This window comes from Limnohabitans sp. B9-3, assembly GCF_002778325.1.
GTDB lineage: Bacteria > Pseudomonadota > Gammaproteobacteria > Burkholderiales > Burkholderiaceae_C > Limnohabitans > Limnohabitans kasalickyi.
Genome location: NZ_NESI01000009.1, coordinates 1 through 23,549, shown reverse-complemented (window position 1 = coordinate 23,549; position 23,549 = coordinate 1). Strand labels below are relative to the sequence as shown.

28 protein-coding genes are annotated in these 23,549 nt (G+C 57.3%); 16 read left to right on the top strand and 12 right to left on the bottom strand.

Annotated elements, in window-relative coordinates:
- Positions 1-12 precede the first annotated feature (12 nt).
- Genes gspF through B9Z42_RS13450 form a run of 3 tightly spaced genes read left to right on the top strand, consistent with a single transcriptional unit; the run spans position 13 to position 4,131 of the window.
- Positions 13-1,230, top strand: a complete 1,218-nt coding sequence (gene gspF / locus B9Z42_RS13460; protein WP_100133926.1) for a type II secretion system inner membrane protein GspF — start codon at positions 13-15, stop codon at positions 1,228-1,230.
- A 52-nt stretch (positions 1,231-1,282) separates the two neighbouring features.
- Entirely contained in the window at positions 1,283-2,185 is a 903-nt protein-coding gene (locus B9Z42_RS13455; RefSeq protein WP_100133925.1) for a 5'-nucleotidase, read from the top strand.
- A 5-nt stretch (positions 2,186-2,190) separates the two neighbouring features.
- Positions 2,191-4,131, top strand: coding sequence for an ABC transporter ATP-binding protein/permease (locus B9Z42_RS13450; RefSeq protein ID WP_100133924.1), 1,941 nt, complete (start codon positions 2,191-2,193; stop codon positions 4,129-4,131).
- A gap of 29 nt (positions 4,132-4,160) precedes the next feature.
- Here B9Z42_RS13450 and queC read toward each other — a convergent pair whose 3' ends face one another.
- Genes queC through B9Z42_RS13435 form a run of 3 tightly spaced genes read right to left on the bottom strand, consistent with a single transcriptional unit; the run spans position 4,161 to position 6,032 of the window.
- Positions 4,161-4,874, bottom strand: a complete 714-nt coding sequence (gene queC / locus B9Z42_RS13445) for a 7-cyano-7-deazaguanine synthase QueC (protein ID WP_100134041.1) — start codon at positions 4,872-4,874, stop codon at positions 4,161-4,163.
- Positions 4,875-4,882: 8 nt separating this feature from the next.
- Complete coding sequence (locus B9Z42_RS13440) at positions 4,883-5,446, bottom strand: DUF2889 domain-containing protein (RefSeq protein ID WP_233203650.1); 564 nt, start codon at positions 5,444-5,446, stop codon at positions 4,883-4,885.
- Between the two features lie 10 nt (positions 5,447-5,456).
- Positions 5,457-6,032 (bottom strand): TIGR00645 family protein, encoded by a 576-nt coding sequence (locus B9Z42_RS13435; protein ID WP_100133922.1) that lies wholly within the window; start codon positions 6,030-6,032, stop codon positions 5,457-5,459.
- Positions 6,033-6,087: 55 nt separating this feature from the next.
- On the opposite strand from B9Z42_RS13435, the gene B9Z42_RS13430 reads away from it, so the two are divergent.
- Together B9Z42_RS13430 and B9Z42_RS13425 are read left to right on the top strand one after the other, a co-directional pair.
- Positions 6,088-6,648 carry a YggT family protein gene (locus B9Z42_RS13430; RefSeq protein WP_100133921.1) on the top strand — a complete coding sequence of 187 codons (561 nt, stop codon included), beginning with the start codon at positions 6,088-6,090 and terminating at the stop codon, positions 6,646-6,648.
- 11 nt (positions 6,649-6,659) lie between these two features.
- On the top strand, positions 6,660-7,277 hold the full coding sequence (locus tag B9Z42_RS13425; protein WP_233203649.1) for a lipocalin family protein: 618 nt from the start codon (positions 6,660-6,662) through the stop codon (positions 7,275-7,277).
- Positions 7,278-7,340: 63 nt separating this feature from the next.
- On the opposite strand, the gene B9Z42_RS13420 is transcribed toward B9Z42_RS13425, so the two are convergent.
- Entirely contained in the window at positions 7,341-8,162 is an 822-nt protein-coding gene (locus tag B9Z42_RS13420; RefSeq protein WP_100133920.1) for a crotonase/enoyl-CoA hydratase family protein, read from the bottom strand.
- A gap of 142 nt (positions 8,163-8,304) precedes the next feature.
- Here B9Z42_RS13420 and B9Z42_RS13415 point away from each other — a divergent pair, with 142 nt between their 5' ends.
- Genes B9Z42_RS13415 through B9Z42_RS13390 form a run of 6 tightly spaced genes read left to right on the top strand, consistent with a single transcriptional unit; the run spans position 8,305 to position 13,486 of the window.
- On the top strand, positions 8,305-9,276 hold the full coding sequence (locus tag B9Z42_RS13415) for a tripartite tricarboxylate transporter substrate binding protein (RefSeq protein ID WP_100133919.1): 972 nt from the start codon (positions 8,305-8,307) through the stop codon (positions 9,274-9,276).
- A gap of 21 nt (positions 9,277-9,297) precedes the next feature.
- Complete coding sequence (locus tag B9Z42_RS13410) at positions 9,298-10,593, top strand: SRPBCC family protein (protein WP_100133918.1); 1,296 nt, start codon at positions 9,298-9,300, stop codon at positions 10,591-10,593.
- The gene (locus B9Z42_RS13405) at positions 10,590-11,072 is read left to right on the top strand and encodes a nuclear transport factor 2 family protein (RefSeq protein ID WP_100133917.1); all 483 of its coding nucleotides are present in this window, start codon (positions 10,590-10,592) and stop codon (positions 11,070-11,072) included. The genes B9Z42_RS13410 and B9Z42_RS13405 overlap by 4 nt, the downstream gene beginning before the upstream one ends.
- Before the next feature lie 29 nt (positions 11,073-11,101).
- Entirely contained in the window at positions 11,102-12,088 is a 987-nt protein-coding gene (locus B9Z42_RS13400; RefSeq protein WP_100133916.1) for a tripartite tricarboxylate transporter substrate binding protein, read from the top strand.
- A 52-nt stretch (positions 12,089-12,140) separates the two neighbouring features.
- The gene (locus tag B9Z42_RS13395) at positions 12,141-12,563 is read left to right on the top strand and encodes a heme-binding protein (protein WP_100133915.1); all 423 of its coding nucleotides are present in this window, start codon (positions 12,141-12,143) and stop codon (positions 12,561-12,563) included.
- A gap of 5 nt (positions 12,564-12,568) precedes the next feature.
- Positions 12,569-13,486: an NAD(P)-dependent oxidoreductase gene (locus B9Z42_RS13390; protein ID WP_100133914.1), complete on the top strand. Its 918-nt coding sequence runs from the start codon at positions 12,569-12,571 to the stop codon at positions 13,484-13,486.
- Here the strand turns inward: B9Z42_RS13390 and B9Z42_RS16515 are convergent.
- Complete coding sequence (locus B9Z42_RS16515; protein WP_199172072.1) at positions 13,476-14,051, bottom strand: carboxymuconolactone decarboxylase family protein; 576 nt, start codon at positions 14,049-14,051, stop codon at positions 13,476-13,478. The genes B9Z42_RS13390 and B9Z42_RS16515 overlap by 11 nt on opposite strands.
- A 5-nt stretch (positions 14,052-14,056) precedes the next feature.
- A complete protein-coding gene (locus B9Z42_RS13380; RefSeq protein ID WP_100133913.1) occupies positions 14,057-15,034 on the bottom strand; it encodes a tripartite tricarboxylate transporter substrate binding protein in 978 nt (325 codons plus the stop codon).
- 220 nt (positions 15,035-15,254) lie between these two features.
- Here B9Z42_RS13380 and B9Z42_RS13375 point away from each other — a divergent pair, with 220 nt between their 5' ends.
- The 5 genes from B9Z42_RS13375 to B9Z42_RS13355 are packed head-to-tail and all read left to right on the top strand — an operon-like array spanning position 15,255 to position 19,302.
- A complete protein-coding gene (locus B9Z42_RS13375; protein ID WP_100133912.1) occupies positions 15,255-16,178 on the top strand; it encodes a 3-keto-5-aminohexanoate cleavage protein in 924 nt (307 codons plus the stop codon).
- A 22-nt stretch (positions 16,179-16,200) separates the two neighbouring features.
- Positions 16,201-17,187, top strand: coding sequence for a tripartite tricarboxylate transporter substrate binding protein (locus B9Z42_RS13370; protein ID WP_158235965.1), 987 nt, complete (start codon positions 16,201-16,203; stop codon positions 17,185-17,187).
- A 3-nt stretch (positions 17,188-17,190) separates the two neighbouring features.
- Positions 17,191-18,108, top strand: coding sequence for an NAD(P)-dependent oxidoreductase (locus tag B9Z42_RS13365; RefSeq protein WP_100133910.1), 918 nt, complete (start codon positions 17,191-17,193; stop codon positions 18,106-18,108).
- A 46-nt stretch (positions 18,109-18,154) separates the two neighbouring features.
- Positions 18,155-18,895: a sulfite exporter TauE/SafE family protein gene (locus tag B9Z42_RS13360; RefSeq protein ID WP_100133909.1), complete on the top strand. Its 741-nt coding sequence runs from the start codon at positions 18,155-18,157 to the stop codon at positions 18,893-18,895.
- A gap of 11 nt (positions 18,896-18,906) precedes the next feature.
- Positions 18,907-19,302, top strand: coding sequence for a YkgJ family cysteine cluster protein (locus B9Z42_RS13355; protein ID WP_100133908.1), 396 nt, complete (start codon positions 18,907-18,909; stop codon positions 19,300-19,302).
- 18 nt (positions 19,303-19,320) lie between these two features.
- On the opposite strand, the gene B9Z42_RS13350 is transcribed toward B9Z42_RS13355, so the two are convergent.
- From B9Z42_RS13350 to B9Z42_RS13325, 6 genes are all read right to left on the bottom strand, one after another.
- A complete protein-coding gene (locus B9Z42_RS13350) occupies positions 19,321-19,980 on the bottom strand; it encodes a Crp/Fnr family transcriptional regulator (protein WP_158235964.1) in 660 nt (219 codons plus the stop codon).
- A gap of 128 nt (positions 19,981-20,108) precedes the next feature.
- Entirely contained in the window at positions 20,109-20,504 is a 396-nt protein-coding gene (locus tag B9Z42_RS13345; RefSeq protein ID WP_100133906.1) for a hypothetical protein, read from the bottom strand.
- 9 nt (positions 20,505-20,513) lie between these two features.
- Entirely contained in the window at positions 20,514-20,957 is a 444-nt protein-coding gene (locus B9Z42_RS13340) for an SET domain-containing protein (protein WP_100133905.1), read from the bottom strand.
- An 18-nt stretch (positions 20,958-20,975) separates the two neighbouring features.
- A complete protein-coding gene (locus tag B9Z42_RS13335; RefSeq protein WP_100133904.1) occupies positions 20,976-21,272 on the bottom strand; it encodes a transcriptional regulator in 297 nt (98 codons plus the stop codon).
- 8 nt (positions 21,273-21,280) lie between these two features.
- The gene (locus tag B9Z42_RS13330) at positions 21,281-22,615 is read right to left on the bottom strand and encodes a type II toxin-antitoxin system HipA family toxin (protein ID WP_100133903.1); all 1,335 of its coding nucleotides are present in this window, start codon (positions 22,613-22,615) and stop codon (positions 21,281-21,283) included.
- A 119-nt stretch (positions 22,616-22,734) separates the two neighbouring features.
- The gene (locus B9Z42_RS13325; protein ID WP_100133902.1) at positions 22,735-23,295 is read right to left on the bottom strand and encodes a hypothetical protein; all 561 of its coding nucleotides are present in this window, start codon (positions 23,293-23,295) and stop codon (positions 22,735-22,737) included.
- Between the last annotated feature and the right edge of the window lie 254 nt (positions 23,296-23,549).

The window sequence follows — 23,549 nt, the reverse complement described above, 5'->3', positions numbered from 1 at the left end:
AGCAGCGCCCCCATGCCCGCCTACGCGTTCGAAGCCCTAGACCCCCAAGGCCAAACCCGCCGTGGCGTGTTGGAAGCCGACAGCGCACGCACGGCGCGCAGCCAATTGCGCGCGCAAGATTTGGTGCCGCTCAAAGTCGAGCCCGTGCAGCGCAGCCAAAACACGGGCATGAACACGGTCATTTGGGAAAGCAAAGTGTTCAGCCGCACCGCGCTCACCGTGTGGACGCGTCAGCTCGCAGGCTTGGTGGCCGCGGGTTTGCCGTTGGAGCGGGCCTTGAGCGCGCTCAGTGACGAGGCCGAAACACCGCGCCAGCGTGACTTGGTGTCCGCCTTGCGCACCGAGGTGAACGCGGGAGCGCCGTTTGCGAAAGCGCTGGCTCAGCATCCGCGTGAGTTCTCAAACATCTATGTGGCGGTGATCGGCGCAGGCGAGCAAAGTGGGCATTTAGGACTGGTTCTAGAGCGCTTGGCCGACGACCAGCAAGAGCAACAAAACCTGCGCGGCAAACTGCTGGCCGCGGGTTTGTACCCCGCCATCGTGTGTGTGGTGGCGCTGGCCATCGTGTTGTTTTTGCTGGCTTTTGTGGTGCCACAAGTCGCGCAAGTGTTTGGCAGCAACCAACAGAAATTACCCTTTCTCACCAGCTTCATGCTGGGCTTGAGCGAGCTGGTGCAAACGTTTTGGTTGTGGGGCTTGTTGCTGCTCGCCACAGGCGTCATCGCCGCACGTACCGCTTTGAAACAACCCGCCCTGCGCCGCAGTTTTGACGCAGCCTGGCTGCAACTGCCCGTCATCGGCCGCTTGGCCCGTGGCTACAACGCTGCGCGTTTTGCCAGCACGCTGGCCATGTTGGCCACGGCGGGCGTGCCGATTTTGAAAGCGCTGCAAGCCGCTGCCGACACGCTATCCAACACCGCCTTGCGACACGATGCACAAGAAGCCTTGGTGCTGGTGCGCGAAGGCGCCCCGCTGGCCTCGGCCTTGGCGCAAAAAGAGCGCTTTCCGCGTTTGTTGGTGATGTTTTCGCGCTTGGGCGAACAAACCGGCACCTTGCCCACCATGCTGCAGCGCGCCGCACAGCAGCTCAGCGAAGAGGTGCAACGCCGCGCCATGCAACTCGCCACCATCTTGGAGCCGTTGCTGATCGTGGCCATGGGCGGCATGGTGATGCTCATTGTGTTGGCGGTGATGTTGCCCATCATCCAGCTCAACCAATGGGTCAAATAAAATCCCATGCCTTAGGAACGGTCCGAAGGCGGACCGTACTTGGAGAATTCACATGAGCGTTTCTCTTGACGGTAAGTTAGTCGTCGCCATCTCTTCAAGAGCCCTGTTCGACTTCGAAGAAGAAAACCAAATCTTCGAACAAGGCGATGACCGTGCGTACATGAAGCTGCAGCTCGATCGGCTGGAGTCGCCCGCTAAGCCTGGCGTGGCGTTTTCGTTGGTGCAAAAACTGTTGGCGTTCAACACCTCCGAGGCGCAACGCGTGGAGGTGGTCATCCTCTCGCGCAACGACCCGGTGAGCGGCTTGCGCGTCATGAAGTCGGCCGCCCACTATGCGCTGCCCATCATCCGCTGCACCTTCACGCGCGGCGAATCGCCTTGGCGCTACCTGCGTCCGCTCAACGCCAACTTGTTTTTGTCCACTCATTTGTCAGACGTGCGCTCCGCCCTCGATGCGGGCGTGCCCGCCGCACAGGTGTACCCGCACTCGGCCCACGCGTCTGAAGCCAACCCCCACGAAGTGCGCATTGCCTTTGACGGCGACGCCGTGCTGTTCAGCGACGAGGCTGAGCGTGTGTTTCAAGCCCAAGGCTTGGACGCCTTTCAACAGCATGAAAAAACCAATGCGGCCCACCCCTTGCCCGCAGGCCCGTTCAAGCCCTTGCTCGCCGCCTTACAAGTGTTGCAACAAGCAGGCACGCCGCACATGCGCATCCGCACCGCGCTGGTCACGGCACGCAGCGCCCCTGCGCACGAACGCGCCATTCGCACGCTGATGAACTGGAACATCGATGTGGACCAAGCCATGTTCTTGGGCGGCTTAGAAAAAGGTGAGTTCTTGCGCGAGTTTGAACCCGACTTTTTCTTTGACGACCAAACCGGCCACATCGAATCGGCCGCTCGCCACGTCCCCGCTGGGCATGTGGCCAGCGGTGTGCGCAACACCGAGCTTTGAAATCCATGAACGCCTTTTATAGCGTCGCGCACGACGTGACCCGCAATTGGCAAAAAAGCCGCTTGCAGCTCAGCCGTGTCTGGGCTTTGTCGTTGCCCTATTTCAAGTCGGAAGAAAAGTGGCGTGCCCGCTTGCTGCTGGCCGCTTGCGTAGGCCTGAACTTGGGCATGGTCTACCTGATGGTCTTGCTCAACGACTGGAACCGCGTGTTCTACGACGCACTGCAAAACCGCGATGCCGAGGTTTTTTGGCAGCAACTGGGGGTGTTTGCGGGCTTGGCGACATGTTTCATCATCGTGGCCGTGTATCGCTTCTACCTCACGCAATTGCTCGAAATGCGTTGGCGCGCGTGGATGACGCGGGACTACTTGCAACGCTGGTTGTCAAACAACGTGTTTTACAGGCTCGAACTGCAGTCGCAAAACGGCGGCACGGACAACCCCGATCAACGCATTCAAGAAGACGTTCAACAGTTCACCGCCGACACGGTGGGGCTGTCGCTGGGTTTGCTCGATGCCACCGTGACGCTGCTGAGCTTTATCGGCATTTTGTGGGCCTTGTCTGGTGGTTTCAGCTTTGAATGGCAAGGCTCGGCCTACGAAATTCCGGGCTTCATGGTGTGGATGGCGTTGGCCTACGCCTTGAGCGGCAGCCTGATTGGCCACTGGATTGGCAAGTCGATGGCCTCGCTGAACTTCGCCCAGCAACGCTTAGAAGCGGATTTTCGCCACCACCTGATGCGCGTGCGCGAGTACAGCGAAGCGATTGCGCTGGACCGAGGCCACACGGTTGAGCGTCAATCGCTGCAAACGCGGTTCAGCCAAGTGCTGGACAACTTCATGCGCTTGCTGCGTGTGCAAAAACGCTACACCTGGTTCAACTCCGGCTATGGCCAAGCAGCGGTGGTGTTCCCCATGCTGGTGGCCGCACCGCGCTATTTCAGCGGTGCCATTCAATTGGGCGAGTTGATGCAGATTTCGTCGGCCTTTGGCCAAGTGCAAGAGTCGCTGAGTTGGTTCATCACCAACTACAGCCGGTTGGCCTCGTGGCAAGCCACCACCCTGCGTTTGACGAGTTTTCAAGATCAGATGCAAGCCATTTCAGACCCAGCAGCGGAAAAAATCTCGGAACTAGGGAGAGCGACTGCAGCTTCAACCGAGACTGCCATCAGCTCAGCGCCAACCGTGCACGCCGAAGGCGTCACCTCTTTACACACCGCCCCCCTCACCGTTTGGCTGCCCAACGGCCAAGTGTTGCTGGCCAACACCACACTCACCGTGAATGCCGGTGACAGCGTGCTGATTCGCGGCACCTCAGGCTGCGGCAAATCGACCCTGCTGCGGGTGTTGGCGGGCATTTGGCCGTATGCCTCACAAACCTCTGTGGAGATCGCGCTGAGCAATACATCGCGTGAATCAAGCGCTGAAGCCTCTGCGCATGCCATCGCAACAGCACCGTTGATCACCCTGCCAGACGGCAGCGTGTTCATGCCACAACGGCCGTACTTCCCCGAAGGCAGTTTGCGCCAAGCCTTGGCTTACCCTGACAGCGCCGAGCCTTACAGCGATGCCCAACTGCAGCAGGCCTTAGAAGAAGCGCTGTTGCCGCACTTGGTGTCGCAACTGGACGTTGAAGGCCATTGGACGCAGCAACTCTCGGGTGGCGAACAGCAACGCTTGGCCTTGGCGCGCGTGCTGCTCAAGCGCCCTCGCTGGGTGTTTGCCGACGAGGTCACCAGTGCACTCGATGAAGCCAGCGAAAAAATCTTGTACGAAAAATTACGGGCCATGGTGCAGACCCAAGGCGGCGCCTTGGTGTCCATCGCGCACCGCCCAGGTGTAGCGGCTTATCACGCGCAGCAGTGGGTGTTTGAGTCAACTGGACAAGCGGCGCCAACACCCGAGGGCGCAGCGCAATTCACACTCACATACCGTGATCGCGCTTAGCGCTTAGCGCGCCACAAGGCTTAGAAATTTCAAGCCTTCCAGCGCTGCCAGCCTTTGGCACGCAAATCACAAGCAGGGCAAGTGCCGCAGCCATAGCCCCAATCGTGACGGTGTTCGCGGTCACCCAAATAGCAGGTGTGGGTGTGCTCCACGATGAGATCCACCAACTGCTGACCGCCTTGCGGATGGTCGGCTTGGCCGAGGTCGTAGGCCAACTGCCACGTCTGCGCTTTGTCGATCCACATCAAAGGCGTTTCAATCAGCAAGCGACGGTCCATACCCAAAGACAAGGCAATTTGCATGGCCTTCATGGTGTCGTCGCGGCAATCGGGGTAGCCCGAAAAGTCGGTCTCGCACACACCGGTGACGATGACATCCAAATCACGGCGGTAGGCCAAGGCAGCGGCCAAGGTCAAGAACAACAAATTGCGACCCGGCACAAAGGTGTTGGGCAGGCCCGAGGCTTCCATCTTGAAACTCATGTCGCGGGTGAGTGACGTTTCACTCACTTGGCCCAACACGGCCAAGTCGAGCAAATGGTCTTCCCCCAGCTTGGGCGCCCATTGCGGGAACTGTTGGCGCACTTGCGCCAGCACTTGAATGCGCGCTTCGAGCTCCACATGGTGACGCTGGCGGTAATCAAAGGCCAAGGTTTCCACGCGCTCGTATTGCGATAAGGCATGGGCCAAACAGGTGGTGGAGTCTTGTCCGCCTGAGAACAGCACGAGCGCATTGCGATGGATGACGTTTTTCATTTCACAGTCTTGGCCTTGTCGGGCCATTTAAAAAATACGGGGTGCAAGCGTTCGACCAACGGGCTGTTAAAACCCCACGCCATGCAGCGGCCCAAATGGGGGGGCGGTTGGTCCGTGTTTCGGTTGGCAAATGTGCCCGTGACCGACTGAAACGCGGCCGTGGCCATGTTGAACAGCAGCTCACGCAAATGGGTGCAACCTTTTTCGTTGCCTAAATTTTCTTCGATGGCGCGACGCCAGCCTGCGCCCAAGGTGCAGCCAATCATTTTGTGCATGGGCAGCGCAGCTTCTGGACATCCCGCATGGGGCACTTTGTGCATGGCCACTGCAATGTCACGAATGACCAATTGGGTGTCTACGGTGAGGCGAATGTGCATGTCGTGCATCGGCTCGTTGGCTTCCCACGTCCGCTCATTCGGGATGGTGAAGGGCACGGGCTTGGTATCACGCAAGTGGCCCTCGATGTCCCACAAGCCGTCGTCGCGTCGGTAGCCATGAAAGGTGACTTCTCGGGTGTGCGCCAATTGGCGCGGGGCAGCAGTAGGCAAGGAGATGGACACGCGGTCCCTTTCAATGGTCATCTTTGGGGTGGTGCGTCAAACGGTCGGTCAGCGCAATGGCCAACGCGCTGAGCAAGAACGTGATGTGAATGAGTGTTTGCCACATCAACACTTTGACATCGTAATTGGCGGCGTTGATGAATGTCTTGAGCAGGTGGATGGACGAGATGCCAATGATGGCGGTGGCCAACTTGACTTTCAACACCGAGGCGTTGACATGACTGAGCCACTCGGGCTGGTCGGGATGGTCTTCCAAGTACATGCGCGAGACGAAGGTTTCATAACCTCCAACGATGACCATGATCAATAAATTCGAGATCATCACCACGTCAATCAAACCCAGCACCACCAACATGATGACCGACTCATTCAGTTGAGTGACCACCACATCAGACTTGTAACCAATGCTGCTGATCAAGGCATCCAAAGCCGTGCGGCTGCCCATGGCCGCCTCCAGCAGGTGCACCAACTCCACCCAAAAATGGAACACATAGACCGCTTGCGCCGCAATGAGGCCCAAGTACAAGGGCACTTGCATCCATCGGCTGGCAAAAATAAATCGAGGTAACGCAGATTTTTGTGACATAAAACCATTTCCACAAGAAGGCTCAAATTTTGCCTGAGCCCACTAAACTCTTGACATGCTGTTTCAAATTTTCTCCCTCATTTTGCAAGTCGTGGTGGGCGTGGTGGCCAGCACCTGCCTGTTGCGCATGTACATGCATTTGCAGCGCGTGCCGCTTTCAGCGCGCTCGGGCAACCCCTTAGCACCGTTCATTTTTGCCCTCACCAATTGGATCGTGCTGCCGGTGCGCCGCTATGTGCCCGCCTTCGGTCGCTTGGACACCGCCAGCTTGGTCGCGGCCTTCGCGGTGCTGTTGGCCAAATACACCTTGCTGGGCCTGATCTCAGCTGCCATGCCGCATTGGTTGAGTTTGCTCACGCAGGCAGGCTTTGAGCTGTTGAGCACCTGTCTTTCCAGCCTGATGTGGTTGGTCATCATTTATGCCGTGCTGTCTTGGCTCAAGTCCGGCACGGATGTGAGTTACTTCTTGGCACAGTTGGTGGAGCCCTTGCTGCGCCCTTTGCGTCGGTTGTTGCCACACATGGGCGGCGTCGATTTGTCGCCTTTGGCGTTGTTGTTGCTGTTGCAAATTGCAGAGATTGTGCTCAACACCTTGCGCGCTGGTGCTGTGTTTTAAAGGAATCAGCCATGACACTTTCTTTGCGTCATTTGTTCGTGTTGTCGCGTTGGGTGATGGTTGTGGGCGCGTCATTCGGCGCGCTGTCGTTGGCGCATTTGCACGCGCAGACAAGCGACCGCCCCCCAGCAACAAACCTGGCGACCCCTACACGGCCTGACGTGGTCAGCATTGCCAGCATCGATGTGCCCCGCTATATGGGCACTTGGTATGAAGTTGCCAAATATCCCAACATTTTTCAACGCAGATGTGCTCGCAACACCCGGGCCCAATACACACCACAAGCCGACGGCACGGTACAGGTGCTGAACCGTTGCGTCACCGAGAGCGGAGAAGAAATCAATGCCTTGGGTTTAGCGCGACAAATTGGGGCCAACACCTCACCCAAACTCAAAGTACGTTTTGCCCCCGCATGGCTGGGCTGGTTGCCGCTGGTCTGGGGGGATTACTGGGTGATTGACCTGGATGACAACTACCAGCTCGCCGCTGTCAGTGAACCTTCCCGCGAATACCTGTGGGTGCTGTCGCGCACCCCGACGGTGGATGCCAACGCCTACAACGCTTTGCTCAAACGATTGAGCGCGCAAGGCTTTGACCTCAGCAAGCTAGAACGCTCGCCACAACTCTGAGTCAATTGGCGTTGCCTGAAGGCCGGGCTTGGAGCTTCGCTCCAGCCCAGTTTGGCCAACGCATCAACGCCCCGTAAATTTCGCATCACGCTTCTCAACAAACGACAGCACACCCTCTTTGGCGTCTTCGCTGTTGGATAAGAGTTGTTGTGTGGCAATGAACTCATGCATGGCCACCACGGGGCCGTGCTCCACGGCTTTCAACACATTCAGACGCGTTGCCACCACCGCCAAAGGCGCTTGCGCGGCAATCGCGTTGGCAATGGCCAGGGCAGCCTCTAGCTCTTGACCGGCAGGCACAACTTTTTGCACAAAGTTCAGACGCAGCGCCTCGGCGGCATCAAACACATCGCCAGTGAGCAAATGGAGCATGGCATTGCCCAAGCCCGCGCGCTCGGCCATGCGCAAGGTCGCGCCACCCGTGGCCATGATGCCGCGCTTGACTTCGAGCTGTGAGAAACGGCAATCGTCGGCAGCCACCACGATGTCGGCGGCCAGCATCAGCTCAATGCCCAAGGTGTAGGTGATGCCTTGCACCGCCACCACCATCGGCTTGGTACGACGCCGATAACCCGCGATGCCAAGATCGCACGGGTCCACCAGCCCCATGGGCACCGCTTTCTCACCACGGCGCATCAGCGGCGCGATGGACGGTAAATCCAAACCTGCCGTGAAATGTGCGCCTTTGGCATGCAGCAAGCCCACGCGCAGCGTTGGGTCGTCGTCGAGGCGGGTGTAGGCCTCGCCCAATTCTCGGAACATCTTGGGCGTGAAACCGTTGCGCTTGTTGGGCCGGTTGATGGCAATCAGCAGCACATGGCCACGCACCTCCGTGTCAATGCTGCCTTCGGGATGGATGTTGTTTTCGGCGTGTGTGTCGGTCATAAAAAGCTCTTCATTGGAGATGCATCAACTTACGTGGTTAGCGCAGCGCTGACCAGAGGGCAAGCCCTGCCGCGCTGTCGCCTTGGTGATTAAAAAACACCCAGCTTGCGGCGATAGTTCATTGGGTAACTAGGATGTTTTCATGTTGAAAAAATTGACCGCTCTTCCCCTCTCGTTTTTCCTCTTATTGGCCGCGCTGTTTGCCCCTTTGGCACACGCTTACCCCGACAAGCCCATCAAAATCATCGTTCCCTTTCCAGCCGGCGGCACCTCTGATGTGCTGGCCCGCTTGATCGGTCAAAAAATGACCGAGTCTTGGGGCCAGCCTGTGGTGATCGACAACCGCGCGGGCTCGAGTGGCAACGTAGGCGCCGATGCAGGCGCCAAGTCAGCGCCAGACGGCCACACCTTGGTGCTGATGGATGTGGGCAACTTGGTCATCAGCCCTGCGCTTTATAAACTGCCCTTCAACGTGTTGACCGACTTTGCGCCCGTGGCCATGGTGGGCTACTCACCCCACCTGTTGGTCGTCAGCGACAAAGTACCGGCGAACACGACAGCCGAACTCATCGCCTACGCCAAAGCGCAAAAAGGCAAGCTCAACTATGCAGCTGCCGCAGGCATGGGCAGCGCCACGCACTTGGCAGGCGTGGTGTTTGCCCAACGCAGTGGCATCGAATGGGGCTACGTGCCCTACAAAGGCGGCGCACAAGCCATGACCGATTTGATCGGCGGCCAAGTGGACGTGACCTTCAACGGCATGGTCGCCACCTACCCACACGTCAAGTCGGGCAAGATCAAACTCATTGCCCTATCCAGCGCCAAACGCAACGCGCAACTCAGCAACGTGCCCACCGTGGGCGAGACCTTGCCCGGCTTTTTGACCGGCAGTTGGCAGGGCTTGTTGGCCCCTGCGGGCACTCCCAAAGCCATCGTGGACAAGCTCAATGCCGAGTTGATGCGCATCACCGCACTGCCCGATGTCAAAGAGCGCCTGACCACCTTGGGCGCAGAGCCCTCACCCATGACACCCGAGCAATTTGGGCAATGGCTCAAAACCGAAATTCCGGCCATGGCCAAGATCGTGAAAGACGAAAAAATCTCGATTGATTGATTCCACGCATTCAGCCAACCCATGTCTACGTCCAACACCTCCTTTCATGAGGCCGTCGTTCACGGCCCCCTGAGCCATAAAGCAGCAGCGCCCCGCACTTGGCCCGCCGAGGGCTACACGCGTGCGCCGTATTGGGTCTACACCGACCCCGATATTTACGCCCAAGAACAGAGCAAAATTTTCAGAGGCAAAGCGTGGCATTACGTCGGTTTAGAGGCCGAAGTGCCCGACGTTGGCAGCTTCAAAACAACCTACATTGGCGAGCAGTCGGTGGTGCTAACACGGGCCGAAGATGGCTCGCTGCATGTGGTGGTCAACCGCTGCGCGCACCGAGGCAACATGCTGTGCCGCGACGCCTTTGGCAAAGTCAAAAAGCTCTATTGCGTTTACCACGCGTGGAACTACAACCTCAAAGGCGACCTCACCCACGCGGCCTTCAGCCACGGCCTGCGCGGCGAAGGCGGGCTGCCCAAAGACTTTCAGCTGTCCGAGCACGGCCTGCAAAAATTGCGCGTCGCTACCTTTTGTGGCTTGGTGTTCGCAACGTTTTCTGACGAGGTAGAACCGCTCGAAGACTGGTTGGGCGACGTGGCGCAAGGCATTCGCCGCGTGCTGCACAAGCCACTCAAGGTGCTGGGGTACGACACCCAGCGCATTCACGCCAATTGGAAGACGTACCACGAGAACCCACGCGACTCATACCACGCCAATATCTTGCACACGTTTTACGGCACCTTTGGTTTGTCGCGCCAATCGCAAGAGTCGGGCATGACCTTGGACAAAAGCGGCCGCCATGTGTATTTCTATACCAAGGCGGGCACTGAGAAAAAGTCGGCAGACTTCGACACCACCAGCTCAGCCTTGCGCTCCGTCAACGACGATATGAAACTGGAAGACCCCAGCATCTTGAAATGGCGCGACGAGTTTGGCGACGGCGTGAGCGTGCAAGTGCTCACCACCTACCCCTCGTTTGTGTTGCACCAAATTGCCAACAGCTTGGCCACGCGGCAACTCATCCCGCGTGGCGTCGGCGAGTCCGACTTGGTATGGACCTATTTCGGCTTTGCCGACGACGACGACGCCACCACCCAGACCCGTTTGGTGCAAGCCAATTTGGCAGGCTCCGCCGGCATGATTTCGGTCGAAGACGCGGCCGTGTGCGAAATGATGCAACGCGCCATGGCCGATGGCCAGAGCGGTGAATCGTTCATTGAGATGGGCGGTAAAACCTTGGAGAGCGGCGGCAACACCAAACTGTCCGAGCGCGCGATCCGTAACTTTTGGCACAACTACCGTTTAGACATGGGCCTAGCATGACCCCGCACCACGACACCCACTTCAGAGCCGTCGAGAACTTGATCTACGAATGGGCGCGCGCCATTGACGAAGACCGCGTCGAAGCCATTGCCGACTTGCTGCTGCCCGAGGGCCGCTACACCGTGAAATCGCGCTTCAACCACGACCGCGATCTGCCCATGGCAGTCATCGACAGCCGCAGCGCCGCGCAGCTGCGTGACCGCATCAAGTCCATGCGCATTGCCAACATTTACGAGCCACACCACTACCGACACATCGTGTCGGGTGTGCAAATTGTGGGTGAGGAAAACGGAGTGTTGCACGTGCGTTCCAACTACTTGGTGGTGCGCACCATGGCCCTGGATGGCGATATGAAAATCTTCTCGACAGGTCAATGCCATGACGAGGTGCTCATCACCTCCGAAGGTCCGAAATTCAAACAACGTTTGTTTTTGTACGACTCGCGCATCATCGAGACCTTGCTGGTCATTCCCATCTAAACCACACCACAAACTCCAAGAGACGCCACATGACACACGCTAACCGCCGTGAATTTTTAAGCACATCCATCGCGCTCGCCTTGCCCTTGTCTGCCACACACGCCCAAGCGCAAAGCAATGCTGCTTGGCCGCAAAAAACCATCAAGATCATCGTGCCCAACCCTGCGGGTGGTAGCGCTGATTTGTTTCCGCGCTTGATCTCTGAGGCCTTGATGGCCAAGCTCGGACAAAGCATCGTGATCGAGAACAAACCGGGCGCAGCAGGCAACATTGCCGCCGAATTTGTTTTCAATGCCGAGCCCGATGGCTACACCCTGATGGCCGCCCCACCACCCCCCTTGTCGATCAACGTGAGCCTGTACCCCAAGCTCAATTACGAACCGTCAAAGTTTGTACCGATCACGATTTTGTCGTTGGTACCCAATGCCTTGATGGTGCATCCCTCGGTGCCCGTGAGCACCGTGCAAGAGCTGATCGCCTACGCCAAGGCCAACCCCGACAAGCTCAGCTACGCCTCACAAGGCAACGGCTCCACCGCGCACCTGACGGCCGAGCTGTTCAAGCAAAAAACCGGCGTGAAAATGGTGCATGTGCCCTACAAAGGCGATGCCCCCGCCGTGGCCGATTTGTTGGCAGGCCATGTCAACGTGATGTTTGGCAACGTGGCGCAAGCCTCGGCGCATTTACGCAGCGGCAAACTCAAGGTACTGGCTGTGACCAGCGCCAAACGCATCACCAGCATGCCCAACATTCCTGCCATGCAAGAAATCGTCCCGGGTGTGGTGGCGGTGGCGTGGTTTGCCATGGTGGCGCCCCCCAAAACACCCGCTGCCATCGTCAACCGCTTGTCCGCTCTGATCGGTGAGATTTTGCGCACGCCCGAGATGGCGCGTCGCTTCGCCGAAGTCGGCGCTGAACCCGTGGGCAACACCCCCGAAGAAATGGCGCAATGGATGAAGGAAGACACCGAACGTTGGCGTCAGGTCATCAAGACCGGCGGCGTCACCATCGACTAAGCTTTCGGCCGTTCTTTCAACCCCTTTACTTTTTGACTCTCAAGGAAATTTCATGTCCCTCACCCTCGAACAAGCCACTCAAATCTTGCAAGGTGCCCTCCAAAACGCACGCGCAGCCAACTACAAACCCATGGGCGTGGTGGTGCTGGATGCCTCTGGCCAGATGGTGGCCTTTGCACGCGAAGACGGCGCCAGCATGTTCCGCTTTGACATCGCACGCGGCAAGGCCTGGGGCGCAGTGGGCATGGGCACCTCCAGCCGTGCCTTGGCTGAACGCGCCAAAGACAACCCCACCTTCTTCATCTCGCTGGCGGCTTCTGCCGATGGCAAGTTCTTGGCGCAACCCGGCGCGGTATTGATCAAAGATGCACAAGGCCAGGTCATCGGTGCAGCCGGTGCCAGCGGTGGCACGGGCGATGAAGACGAAGCCATTTGCATGGCTGGTATTCAAGCCGCTGGCTTGGTGGTGGGCTAAACAGCATGGCGACCCCATCTACAACGCGCCCCACTGTGGGTGTGATTGGCCTAGGCATCATGGGCGGCACGATGGCCGAAGAACTGCTCAAAGCGGGTTACACCGTGTGCGGTTTTGATGTGGACGCCAAAACCCAGAAACGACTGAAAAAAGCAGGCGGGCAGCCCTTGCCCAATGCGGCAGACGTGGCCGCGCAAGCGCAAGTTTTGATCGTGTCGTTGTCGACCTCCAAGGCCTTGTCACTGGTGACCGAGGCCATTGCTTCGGTGCCCAAAGCAATTCGGCCCGCACAGCAAATCGTGATTGAAACCAGCACCTTGCCCATGGCCGACAAAGATGCCTGCGCTCTACAACTGCGCAAGGTAGGCGTGAGCACACTAGACGCCCCCATCAGCGGCACGGCGGTGCGCATCAAAGAGCGGGCTTGGACGGTGTTTGTCAGTGGCACCCAAGCGGCTTACAAAAAGGTGCGGCCTGTGTTGCAGGTGTTCACCGACAACGTGCCTTATGTTGGCCCCTACGGCAGCGGCACCAAGATGAAGTTTGCGGCCAACCACTTGGTGGCCATTTACAACGTGGCCTATGCCGAGTCGGTCACCTTGGCGCGCAAGATGGGCTTGGACCCACGCGAGGTGCTCAAGCTGTTTGGCAACAGCCCCGTCATCGGCACGGGCGTGATGCGCTTGCGCATGGCCATGATGCTCGAGCGCCAATACTCACCGCCCACCATGAAGGTGGAGGTGTGGCAAAAAGACATGGAAGTGATCGGGGACATGGCCAAGTCGGTCGACTGCCCCACGCCTTTGTTTTCTGCCGCGGCCTCGGTTTACACCGCAGCGATGGCGCAGGGCCTGTCACAAGAAGACACCGCATCCACCGCCGAAGTGATGGGTGCGATGGCTGGCTTAAAGTCTATTTTTTAGCGACTTTGGAGGTCGCCGCTTTTTTCACTTCGGCCGTTTTGGGTAAAGCCTTTTTGGGTGAAGACTTTTTGGCTGCAGCCAATTTTTTAGCCGCTTTCTCGACCTCGGCAATCAAGGGCAACTCGTCGCGCACCGCCTTGTAGGCATCCAAAGCCGCAGGCCCGCCGCAGTACAAAAACGAATGCAAGATCAGCTCGCGCAACTCCACTTGCGTGACGCCGTTGCGAATGGCTCCGCGTAGATGGATTTTGATTTCTGCGGGACGGTTCAACGCGATGCACATCGACAAGGTCGCCAAGCTGCGCTCACGCAGCGACAGGCCAGGGCGCGTCCAAACGCTGCCCCAGGCGAACTCGGTGGCGAGTTCTTGGAACGGCATGTTCAAGTCGGTCGCATTTTCAAAAGAGCGTGCCACGTAGTCTTCGCCCAGCACTTTGCTGCGCATGGCCAATCCGGCTTTATAGGCGGCAGAACGCACCTTTTGGGGGGCTGCTTTCTTAGATTCACTTTTGGCAAGGGTCTTGGCAGCCGAAGTGCTGACGGCTTGAGATTTTTTTTGTGTCATGTGAATCAATCTGCTTTGATGTTGGCCGAGCGCACCACCGCGCCCCATTTGTCAATTTCAGCCTTGATATAAAGGCCGAACTGCTCCGGCGTGTCACCCACAGGCAAGGCACCTTGCTGGTTGAGTTTGTCCGCCACATCTTTTTGTTTCAGGATGTCGACAATCTCGGCATTGAGTTTGTTCACGATGTCTTTGGGCGTTTTGGCAGGGGCCAACATGCCCACCCACGAATACGCTTCGTAGCCGGGCACGCCCGACTCCGAAATCGTGGGCACATCGGGCAACGAGGGCAAGCGCTTGGCGCTACCCACCGCAATGGCATTGAGCTGACCTTGTTTGACCTGCGAGATCACCGACGGAATGCTGCTGTAGAGCATTTGCACATGCCCTGACAGCAAATCCGACAAAGCAGGGCCCTGCCCTTTGTAAGGCACATGCACCGTTTTCACACGGGCCAAGTTGTTGAACAACTCGCCGGCTAAGTGGCCGGAGTTACCACTGCCGGGCGACGCGAAATACAAGGTGCCGGGCTTGGCCTTGGCGAGGTTGACCACGTCTTGCGTGGTTTTGACAGGCACAGAAGGGTGCGTGACCAAGAGCAGCGGGTAGTTCACCATGTTGGTGATCGGCGAAAAGTCTTTGGTCGGGTCGTACGGTAACTTGTCGTAAAGACTGGGGTTGACGGCCAAGGGTCCGGCAGCGCCCACGGCCAAGGTGTAGCCATCGGGCGGCGCGGCCATCAAGGCTTGCAAGCCGACGATGCCATTGGCACCCGCCTTGTTATCGACCACCACCTGTTGGCCCAAACGTTCGCCCAGCTTTTGCGCGATCACGCGCGCGATCACATCGTTACCACCACCTGGGGGGAACGGCACGATCAAGCGAATCGATTTATTGGGGTAAGCCTGCGCCATCACTTGGCCAGCCAAGGTGAGGGCCAAACCGCCCAGCACCAGTTTAGAAAACGTGACGAACTTTCTCATCGAAGAACTCCTTGGTATCAAGACCAGTGACCACGAACTAGCCACTCATCAGGCGGGCAATCGTCACACAAAGAAGTTTTTGCACTGTTCCATTGGCGACAGTTTTTCTAAATCTCGCCCATGGTTTGAGGGTTTACGAGCGTGTGGGTCGCAGCCTGAATTTGTAGCATGCTAACCATTCAAGGCATCTCGTCTTGTTCTGCATCTTTGAAGGTTTTCCATGTCTAAAGTCATCATCACCTGTGCGGTCACGGGTGCGATTCATACGCCCTCCATGTCGCCACATTTGCCGGTGACCCCTGAAGAAATCATTGAAGCGTCGTTGGGTGCTGCCGAAGCGGGTGCCGCCATCATTCACTTGCATGCACGTGACCCCATCACAGGCAAGCCCGATCAAAGCCCCGAGGCGTTTGCCAAGTTTTTGCCACAAATCAAAGCGGGCACCAACGCCGTCATCAACCTCACCAGCGGTGGCTCACCGTTCATGAAAATCGACGAGCGCATTCAACCTTCGATGCGTTTTTCACCCGAAGTGGCGTCGCTCAATATGGGGTCGTTCAACTTTGCGCTGTTCCCGATGCTGGAGCGTTTCACCGATTTGAAGCACGATTGGGAACGTGAGCATTTAGAAAACAGCCGCGACTTGATTTTCCGCAACACCTTCAAAGACATTGAGTTTGCATTGAAGGCCTGCAACGCCAACCAAACGCGCTTTGAGTTTGAGTGCTACGACATTGGCCACCTTTACAACTTGGCGCACTTCGTCGACAAAGGCTTGATCAAAGCCCCCTTCTTTGTGCAATCGGTGTTCGGCATTTTGGGCGGCATTGGCACCCATCCTGAAGACGTGATGCACATGAAGCGCACGGCCGACCGCTTGTTTGGCAAGGATTACCAATGGTCAGTGCTGGGCGCTGGACGCCACCAAATGCGCATCGCTGCCATGGGCGCGAGCCTAGGGGGAAATGTGCGCGTCGGCCTTGAAGACAGCTTGTGGATTGGCAAAGGCAAGCTTGCCGAGAGCAACGCACAGCAAGTGCGCCAAGCCCGACAGATCATCGAAGGGCTGGGGCTTGAAGTGGCCACACCCGATGAAGCCCGCGCCATCCTGCAGCTCAAGGGCGCAGAAAACACCAAAATTTAACAACACCACGGAGACAAACCTCATGCAACGCAGACACCTTTTGACCGCCGCATCCGCAGCTGCCGCTACCATCGCCATGCCCTCCGCTTGGGCACAAAGCGCAGGCTACCCCAGCCGCCCGATCAAGATGATCGTGCCATTTCCTGCTGGCATTTCACCCGACGTGATTGCGCGTTTGGTGGGCGACAAACTCAGCCAAGCGCTGGGCCAACCGGTGGTGATCGACAACCGTCCAGGTGCCGGCGGCATGATTGGCTCCGATGCGGCCAGCACCAGCGCAGCCGATGGTTACACCTTGTTTTACAGCGTGAAGGCGGTGCATGCGATTGCACCCAACGTCTATCAAAAGCCTCAGTTCAACCCTGTGCGCGATTTCAAAGCGGTGAGCCAATTGCTGCTGGTGCCGCATGTGCTGACCGCATCGCCCAACACGCCTTACAACAACATGAAAGAGCTGGTGGAGTTTGCCAAGCGCAACCCCGGCAAGATCGACTTCGCCTCTTTGGGGGTGGGCTCGCAGCCACACGTTGCCATGGAAGCATGGGCGCAAAGATTGGGCATCAAGCTCAACCACATTCCCTACAAAACCAACCCATCGCCTGATGTGATGAGTGGTGTGGTGAGTCTGTCGATTGAAGCATCGACCACGGCCATTCCGTTGATCAAGTCGGGCAAGGTCAAAGGCTTGGCCATCTCGGGTGCAGAGCGCATTGCCAGCTTGCCCGATGTGCCCACCATGACCGAGTTCGGTTCTACGCTGGATGTGAACGGCCAAATTGGCAGTTCATGGCACGGCATCTTCGCGCCCAAAGGCACGCCAGACGACATCATCGCCAAGCTGAACACCGAGATTGTGAAGATTGTGAAGATGCCCGAGATTCAATCGCGCATGCGCGATTTGGGCCTGACGCCCACCGGTACATCGGCAGATGTGCTGTCCGCGGGTGCAGCATCGGACTACGCGTTTTGGGGCAAGATCGTCAAAGACTTTGACATCAAAGTGGAGTAAGGCTTGACCACCACCGCACACGCGAACCGCCCCATCGTGGGCGTCATCGGGCTGGGCATCATGGGCTCAGCGATGGCGGCTAATTTGGTGAAGGCGGGGTTTGAGGTGTTTGGCTACGACCCGGTCGCCGCCTCACGCCAACGCCTGAAAAAAGCGGGTGGCCACGCCTGCAAAAGCGTAGGTGAGGTTGCGCAACACGCCACGCACCTGCTGCTGTCGCTGCCCAGCGAAGCCGCCCTTGACCAAGTCTGTGCCGAGCTGATGGCCACCGGCCTCAAGGGCTTGATTGCCGCCGAAACCAGCACCTTGCCCGAGGTGTGCAAACAGCGCAACAAAACGGCGCTGGCTCAACATCGCATCACTTTGCTGGACTGCCCCCTGTCGGGCACTGGTGCCCAAGCGCTGACCCGCGACTTGGCGGTCTACGCCAGCGGCAACGCCAAAGCCATTCGCGCCATGCATGCGGTGTTTGCGGGCTTTGCACGCGCCCGCTATGACGTGGGCGACTTTGGCAATGGCATGCGCATGAAGTTGGTGGCCAACCTGTTGGTGGCGATTCACAACGTGTCGTCTGCCGAAGCCATTTTGATGGGCGCGCGCGCAGGCCTCGACCCTGCCACGATTGTCAAAGTGGTGGCCGATGGGGCAGGCGGCTCACGCATGCTGCAAGTGCGCGGACCCATGATGGTGGACCGCTCATGGGAAGACGCCACCATGAAAGTGTCGACCTGGCAAAAAGACATGGCGCTGATTCAAGCGCTGTTGCAAGCCACAGACACGCCGGCTCCGCTGTTTGCCGCCACCCAGCCCATTTACAACGCCGCCATGGCCATGGGCCACGGCATGAACGACACCGCGTCGGTCTATGACGTGCTGGAAAGGTTGACCCAAAAAGCGCCCCGTACAAAGAAGAGAAAATAAGCGCTTCTCAGCTTTGCACCTTGTCAGGCCATGGGCCTGACTCTTTATGGAAAATTATTTACTTTGGGCCGGTTTTGCGGCCATGCTGGTGGGCTTGTCCAAGGGCGGTCTGCCCACGGTTGGCATGCTGTCTGTGCCTGTCCTCTCGTTGTTCATGTCGCCCGTGAAGGCCGCTGTCTTACTGCTACCCATCTACGTCATCTCCGACTTGATGGGTATTTGGCTGTATCGCAAAAACTTCAGCGCCGTGAATTTAAAAATCCTCATTCCTGCGGGCATTGGCGGCGTGTTGATTGGCTGGCTGACCGCCTCGGTGGTGTCAGACGTTGCGGTGAAGTTGTTGATGGGCTTGATGGGCATTGGGTTTTGCCTGAACACGTGGCTCAAACGTAAAACCGAACAAACACCCCGCCCAGCCAATGTGAAGAAGGGTTTGTTTTGGGGCTTGTTGGCAGGGTTCACCAGTTTCATTTCACACGCAGGCGCCCCCCCTTTTCAGGTCTACATCCTGCCGCAAAAATTACCGAAAGCGGTGTATGCCGGCACAGCCACGCTCTTGTTTACCGTCATCAACGCCGCCAAAATTTGGCCTTACCAACAGCTGCGCCCCTATACCTATGACGACTTGATGAGCGCGGCGGTGTTGATTCCGTTTGCCTTGGTGGGCACCGTGCTCGGCGCTTATTTGACGCGCAAGATCAACGACGTTTGGTTTTATAAATTCGTCCAACTCGGACTCCTGATGATCTCCATCAAACTCGTGGCTGACGCCCTCGCCACGTTCTGAGGATAAGCCAGATGCGCTCACACATCGCCATCGTCAACGTCGACAACTGCGACACCTGGACCCGCTACCGCAACGGGCTGTGCAACACCTGCGCCGCGAACTGTTGCACCATGCCCGTGGAAGTCAAGCTGCCGGACTTGGTGCGGCTGGAGCTGGTCGACCCGTTTGAAGCAGAACACGAAGAGCCCAAGCAAATCGCCAAGCGCCTGCAAAAAATGGGTGTGATCGAACACTTCAATTTCAAAAACAGCATCTTCACCCTGTCACGCCGCTCGAACGGCGATTGTCAAAACCTCGATGCCAAAACACGCCGCTGCAACGTGTACGACAAACGCCCCAACACCTGCCGACTGCACCCGCAAGTGGGGCCACGGCCTGGGTATTGCCCCTACGGGGCGGTGCGCTGACAACGCGCCTGTCAAGCCCTACCCACACGCAAGGCGTTGCAGCGCTTCTGGCTTTTTGAGCTGTAGGTGACCACGGCTGTAATCGATCAAGCCAGCCATCTTCATGTCCCGTGCCGCCATGCTGATGCTGGCTCGTCGTACGCCCAACATGTGCGCGATGTGTGCACGCGTGAGCATCAACGCATCGGGGGCACAGCGTTGGGCGCTGAGCAACAGCCAATGCGCCAAACGCTTACGAATGTCTTGGGTGTGCGACAACGCGGCCAGATTAGCCACGCTTTCATACTCGGTCCACAGGTAGCGTGCGAAGGTCAACAGGAGTGCCGCTTTGCGACGCACCAGCCGCTGCGCCAGCGAGGCATCCACCGCGTAAGCCGTGCCGGGGGATTGCGCGATGAACGTCAAACTACTTAACCCTAAATTCAAGGCCAACTGCAAATCTAGCGCACCTTCTGCACCCACCAAGCCGACCGCTAATCCTGTGTGAATGTCTTTCGGTTTTTTGCCCACAAACAAGGCGACCGAGCCACGGGTGAGAAAGTAAATGTGTGGTGTTTCAAGATGGGGGACGGCCAAGACATCGCCAGCTTTGAAACGGATGAGTTGCGCATTCCGCAACAGTAACGCTTGGTCCAAAGGCGCCAATTGCGCGATCAAACCATTAGGCAAAGAATTCACAAACCATCCCGTTTTTATCGACGAACGAGACCATCCCGTTGTCTTAAAGTGTAGGGATATTTATATATGTACGGCACAGAACTTACAGTGCGCTAGCGCACAACGCGGTGTCTGTGCAGAGGTGACGCCTAATTCAGCGCATCCAACAAATCTTGCGTGTCGCGAATGATGGGCTCTGCCAACTGCGCCAACAAATGGCCATCGCTCGCACGCTGTGCCCATCGGTTGGACGCCTCCAACACGGGATGGCTGTGCAAATAATCGGGCACCGCAAAGTCTGGCGACTCCGCCTTGAAGGCCAGCAACATGCTGAGATAGCCAGAAAAATACAAACTGAACATCAACGCATTGGCCGCTTCTTGCGTGATCTCGCGGCGACCCACGCGCTGCAAAAACAAAGCCTTGGCGGTGTCAATTGTGGGCAGCTCCTCGGCACGCAAATGAAACTCTTCGTCCAAGTTTTTGCAGGCCTTTTCCCATTGCGTTTGCGGGTCTGTGATGTCGTCTTTCATCTCGTCTGTCATTTCAATGTCTTAAGCAGCCAGCATTGTGCCTTTGCACTTTTGAGCCCCGCAGCGACACGCGTATTTGGCTTTGAGTGCATCGGTCAAAGGCTCGTCGCTGATCAACCCGTAGTTGAACGTCAGCTCTTCACCACGCCACACCTGACGACGCGTTTTGATAAACACGCGGCCTTTGATGTCGACCGGTTCGCAATTGGGTTTGCACGAGTGGTTAATCCACCGCGACGCATTGCCGCCGTACAAACCGTCAATCACACGCGTGTCGTCGATGTGAAAGTAAAACGTGTGCTCAGGGTTGCTGGGGTCGTGCGGGTGGCGACGCAATGCTTCGGCCATGGAAATGATTTCGCCCACGTACTCGATGACCGTCTCGCCTGCGGCCATGGGGCACAGGGCGAATACGCCTTGGCCGTGGACTTCGGAGCCTCGGACTTCGATGCGAATCTCAGGCATGTTTGTCACCCATGTGTTTCACGCATCGGTGTCGCGCGCGATTCGCGCGACGCTGAGCTTGAGGCCCAGCATGCCAAAAATGCGGTTCATGGTTTGCACGCTGCCATCGCTGCGCTCTTGTTCAATGTCTTGCATGGTTCGGTAAGCCACGCCTGACAGTTTGGCCATCTCAACGGTGGTGATGCGCATGGTTTTTTTGAGGTGACGGACCGCTTGCGGCAACGACCATTCGGGGTGAGCCAGCACCTCTTCAATGGCTTGTTGACGCAGGTCGAGTTGCTGCGCCAAGGTGAGGGTGTTGAAACGTTTGTCCATGCCGGCCCTTAAACCAATACAGTCAATTCTTGTGCACGCGCCAACAGGTATTGGCGCAGGTGACTGAACACCTCCGGCTCTAGCCCCATGGTTTCGCCTTCCGACGCGATGCGTTCTAAAGCGGGCACCATGGCCTTGAGCCCCTCGACCAAAGGCGCTCGGCGCAGTCGTGCTGCCCCTTTTTTACGTGACTTATTTGGATGGCTCGTCACTTGCTCGCTGAGCTCACACACGCGGTCCAGCACGCGCGCCCAGTCTGGCTGCCCCCCATCATTGCCCTCCCAACGAATGCGCCGTGCAATGCCATCGGGGTGGAGGTACATGGGGGCAAAGTCGTACAAGGGCGTGAGGGCAATATGCCCATTGAAGTCGCGTTGCACAGCGGTGTTGCGTGCGTGGTTGTCTTTGTTACCCAAGGCCAAATTCACCACATCACGTTTGATGTACTCCAACACTTCCGCTTGTGGATCGGTGCAATGGCGCATCAAGGCCGCGCACACTTGGTCATGCGTGGGCACAGACTCAAAGCCTGGCATGCCGGTCAGCGTGGCAATGCTCTCTTGGGCCAAACGCAGCACTTGCCCGTCTTGCACCACTCGGTCAAACCTTGGAATAAACAGCGCCCGCTCGCGCAGCACCAACGGCGCCTGCACGCGCAAACCCAGTTGCTGGGCAAGTGTCATGTAGGGTGCTTCGTGGCGCAGGATGCTGGCCAACTGCCGATCCGTGCCTCGCCCAAACTTGACGATGTAGTGTTGCACGGCCTGCGCGTCAGGCAGCGTGTGGTCGAGGTACAGCAAACCGTCTTTGGCGCGAGTCAGCAGCACTTTGGGCCACTCGCCCTGCACGCCCGATGAGCCCGCCACAAATAAGCCATACGACGCGAGGTATTCAGAAAACGCATCGCCACGCTGCGCCACCTCTTCGTCGGTAAAACCACGCTGCGCACCTGCATGGGCCTCTAGCCATTGAGCCGCTTCTTTGATGCGCAAATGACCAATGGGATTGCCAGCACCAGCCAACAGCAATGGCCAATCAGCTGGCACACCCGCCATGGGTGAGAGCCCGATGCGTTGCAACAGCTCTTGCCGGCCAAAGCCTTGCGGCAGCATGTCAATCAGGAACACGGGCCAGTGCCCCAGCTGCAAAGGCTCTAAGCCAACCGGCCAGCCCGCGCACAGCGCATGTGCGTCAGTCGCGCCTGCATGCGCAAAGGCCCACTCGAGCGCATAACCTGAATAAGTTTTGGCCTTCCAACCCTCAGCCTCATCGCCGCTCAGGCGAACACTGGCTACGTCATGCCATGCGCCTTGGGCGTAGAGTTGAAGCGTGCAACTTTTCATATGCACGAAATTCTACATTTATTGACCCATAAATGCATCGTTTATCACGTACTTTTTCGTGCTTTTATTCAACAGTGGCAGACTAAATTCCTTTTGACCTTCATGGAAAGCCTTACGGGTTAAGGTTTTTTTTTGCTGTGGGACTTCTGCCCCAGTTGAACCATGAAAGATTCTTGACCGTTCCTGATGGCATAGCCCAGCTTTTTATTTTTGGGGTCTTTGTAGACCAGTTCATCACCGACTAGTGGGATATGGAACTGGATTTCCAGCCAATGTGTCTGTGGATCGATCATAAAGACGTCGACGGCAGTAATCAAGCCCAACAGGGCTTCCCTTTTTTGCTCTGGCTTAAAGTTCTTGAACGAAGCGATTTTTTTCTGAAAATCGTCCAACCATTTGAAGAAGCGTCTGTCGTTCCCAATGCTTTCGACCTTGTTGGTTAAGCGCTCGATTTGAACTTCAACCTCCAGCATTTCTTTGGTCAGATTTCCCCGAATGATTGGGTACTGGGCTAAGCTGATTCTGTCCATCAAGCGATCTGTTTCAACCTTTGCCAGTGCCTCTTCGATCTTTTTGTGTGTTTTTTTCAGGCTCTTGATTTTCTGAGTCGATTCCTTGGCTTCTTCTTCTGAGCCTTTCAAAGATGTGTAGTCCTTACCCAAGATTTCGACCTTGGTCATCTCACGAAATGATCTACTTTTCGTAATCAGCTCAACAACGGTATCCCACACTAACTCATTGGTCCTTTACCCCCTGACTCGCAGCACGCAATGTATTCAGTGTTCTTTCGCAAAAAAGCCCACCACCGGGCGTGTCCTAGATTTTGTGTAAACGGTCTAATGGCAGGAAACTGCCTTCATCTTCAAAGGAAGAGAAATGACCGTAAGCAACGAACTCATAGACCGCCTGTTGGCGGATTACAAAAAACCTGAAG

Bases quoted from the DNA above. Each gene is read 5' to 3' on its own strand.
- B9Z42_RS13430 (WP_100133921.1), top strand. From the start codon at position 6,088: ATGCTGTTTCAAATTTTCTCCCTCATTTTGCAAGTCGTGGTGGGCGTG.
- B9Z42_RS13345 (WP_100133906.1), bottom strand. From the start codon at position 20,504: ATGACAGACGAGATGAAAGACGACATCACAGACCCGCAAACGCAATGG.
- B9Z42_RS13340 (WP_100133905.1), bottom strand. From the start codon at position 20,957: ATGCCTGAGATTCGCATCGAAGTCCGAGGCTCCGAAGTCCACGGCCAA.
- B9Z42_RS13330 (WP_100133903.1), bottom strand. From the start codon at position 22,615: ATGAAAAGTTGCACGCTTCAACTCTACGCCCAAGGCGCATGGCATGAC.
- B9Z42_RS13410 (WP_100133918.1), top strand. From the start codon at position 9,298: ATGTCTACGTCCAACACCTCCTTTCATGAGGCCGTCGTTCACGGCCCC.
- B9Z42_RS13370 (WP_158235965.1), top strand. From the start codon at position 16,201: ATGCAACGCAGACACCTTTTGACCGCCGCATCCGCAGCTGCCGCTACC.
- B9Z42_RS13335 (WP_100133904.1), bottom strand. From the start codon at position 21,272: ATGGACAAACGTTTCAACACCCTCACCTTGGCGCAGCAACTCGACCTG.
- B9Z42_RS13435 (WP_100133922.1), bottom strand. From the start codon at position 6,032: ATGTCACAAAAATCTGCGTTACCTCGATTTATTTTTGCCAGCCGATGG.
- B9Z42_RS13455 (WP_100133925.1), top strand. From the start codon at position 1,283: ATGAGCGTTTCTCTTGACGGTAAGTTAGTCGTCGCCATCTCTTCAAGA.
- B9Z42_RS13380 (WP_100133913.1), bottom strand. From the start codon at position 15,034: ATGAGAAAGTTCGTCACGTTTTCTAAACTGGTGCTGGGCGGTTTGGCC.
- B9Z42_RS13360 (WP_100133909.1), top strand. From the start codon at position 18,155: ATGGAAAATTATTTACTTTGGGCCGGTTTTGCGGCCATGCTGGTGGGC.
- gspF (WP_100133926.1), top strand. From the start codon at position 13: ATGCCCGCCTACGCGTTCGAAGCCCTAGACCCCCAAGGCCAAACCCGC.
- B9Z42_RS13395 (WP_100133915.1), top strand. From the start codon at position 12,141: ATGTCCCTCACCCTCGAACAAGCCACTCAAATCTTGCAAGGTGCCCTC.
- B9Z42_RS13425 (WP_233203649.1), top strand. From the start codon at position 6,660: ATGACACTTTCTTTGCGTCATTTGTTCGTGTTGTCGCGTTGGGTGATG.
- B9Z42_RS13450 (WP_100133924.1), top strand. From the start codon at position 2,191: ATGAACGCCTTTTATAGCGTCGCGCACGACGTGACCCGCAATTGGCAA.
- B9Z42_RS13325 (WP_100133902.1), bottom strand. From the start codon at position 23,295: ATGACCAAGGTCGAAATCTTGGGTAAGGACTACACATCTTTGAAAGGC.
- B9Z42_RS13390 (WP_100133914.1), top strand. From the start codon at position 12,569: ATGGCGACCCCATCTACAACGCGCCCCACTGTGGGTGTGATTGGCCTA.
- B9Z42_RS13415 (WP_100133919.1), top strand. From the start codon at position 8,305: ATGTTGAAAAAATTGACCGCTCTTCCCCTCTCGTTTTTCCTCTTATTG.
- B9Z42_RS13355 (WP_100133908.1), top strand. From the start codon at position 18,907: ATGCGCTCACACATCGCCATCGTCAACGTCGACAACTGCGACACCTGG.
- B9Z42_RS13420 (WP_100133920.1), bottom strand. From the start codon at position 8,162: ATGACCGACACACACGCCGAAAACAACATCCATCCCGAAGGCAGCATT.
- B9Z42_RS16515 (WP_199172072.1), bottom strand. From the start codon at position 14,051: ATGACACAAAAAAAATCTCAAGCCGTCAGCACTTCGGCTGCCAAGACC.
- B9Z42_RS13375 (WP_100133912.1), top strand. From the start codon at position 15,255: ATGTCTAAAGTCATCATCACCTGTGCGGTCACGGGTGCGATTCATACG.
- B9Z42_RS13400 (WP_100133916.1), top strand. From the start codon at position 11,102: ATGACACACGCTAACCGCCGTGAATTTTTAAGCACATCCATCGCGCTC.
- B9Z42_RS13405 (WP_100133917.1), top strand. From the start codon at position 10,590: ATGACCCCGCACCACGACACCCACTTCAGAGCCGTCGAGAACTTGATC.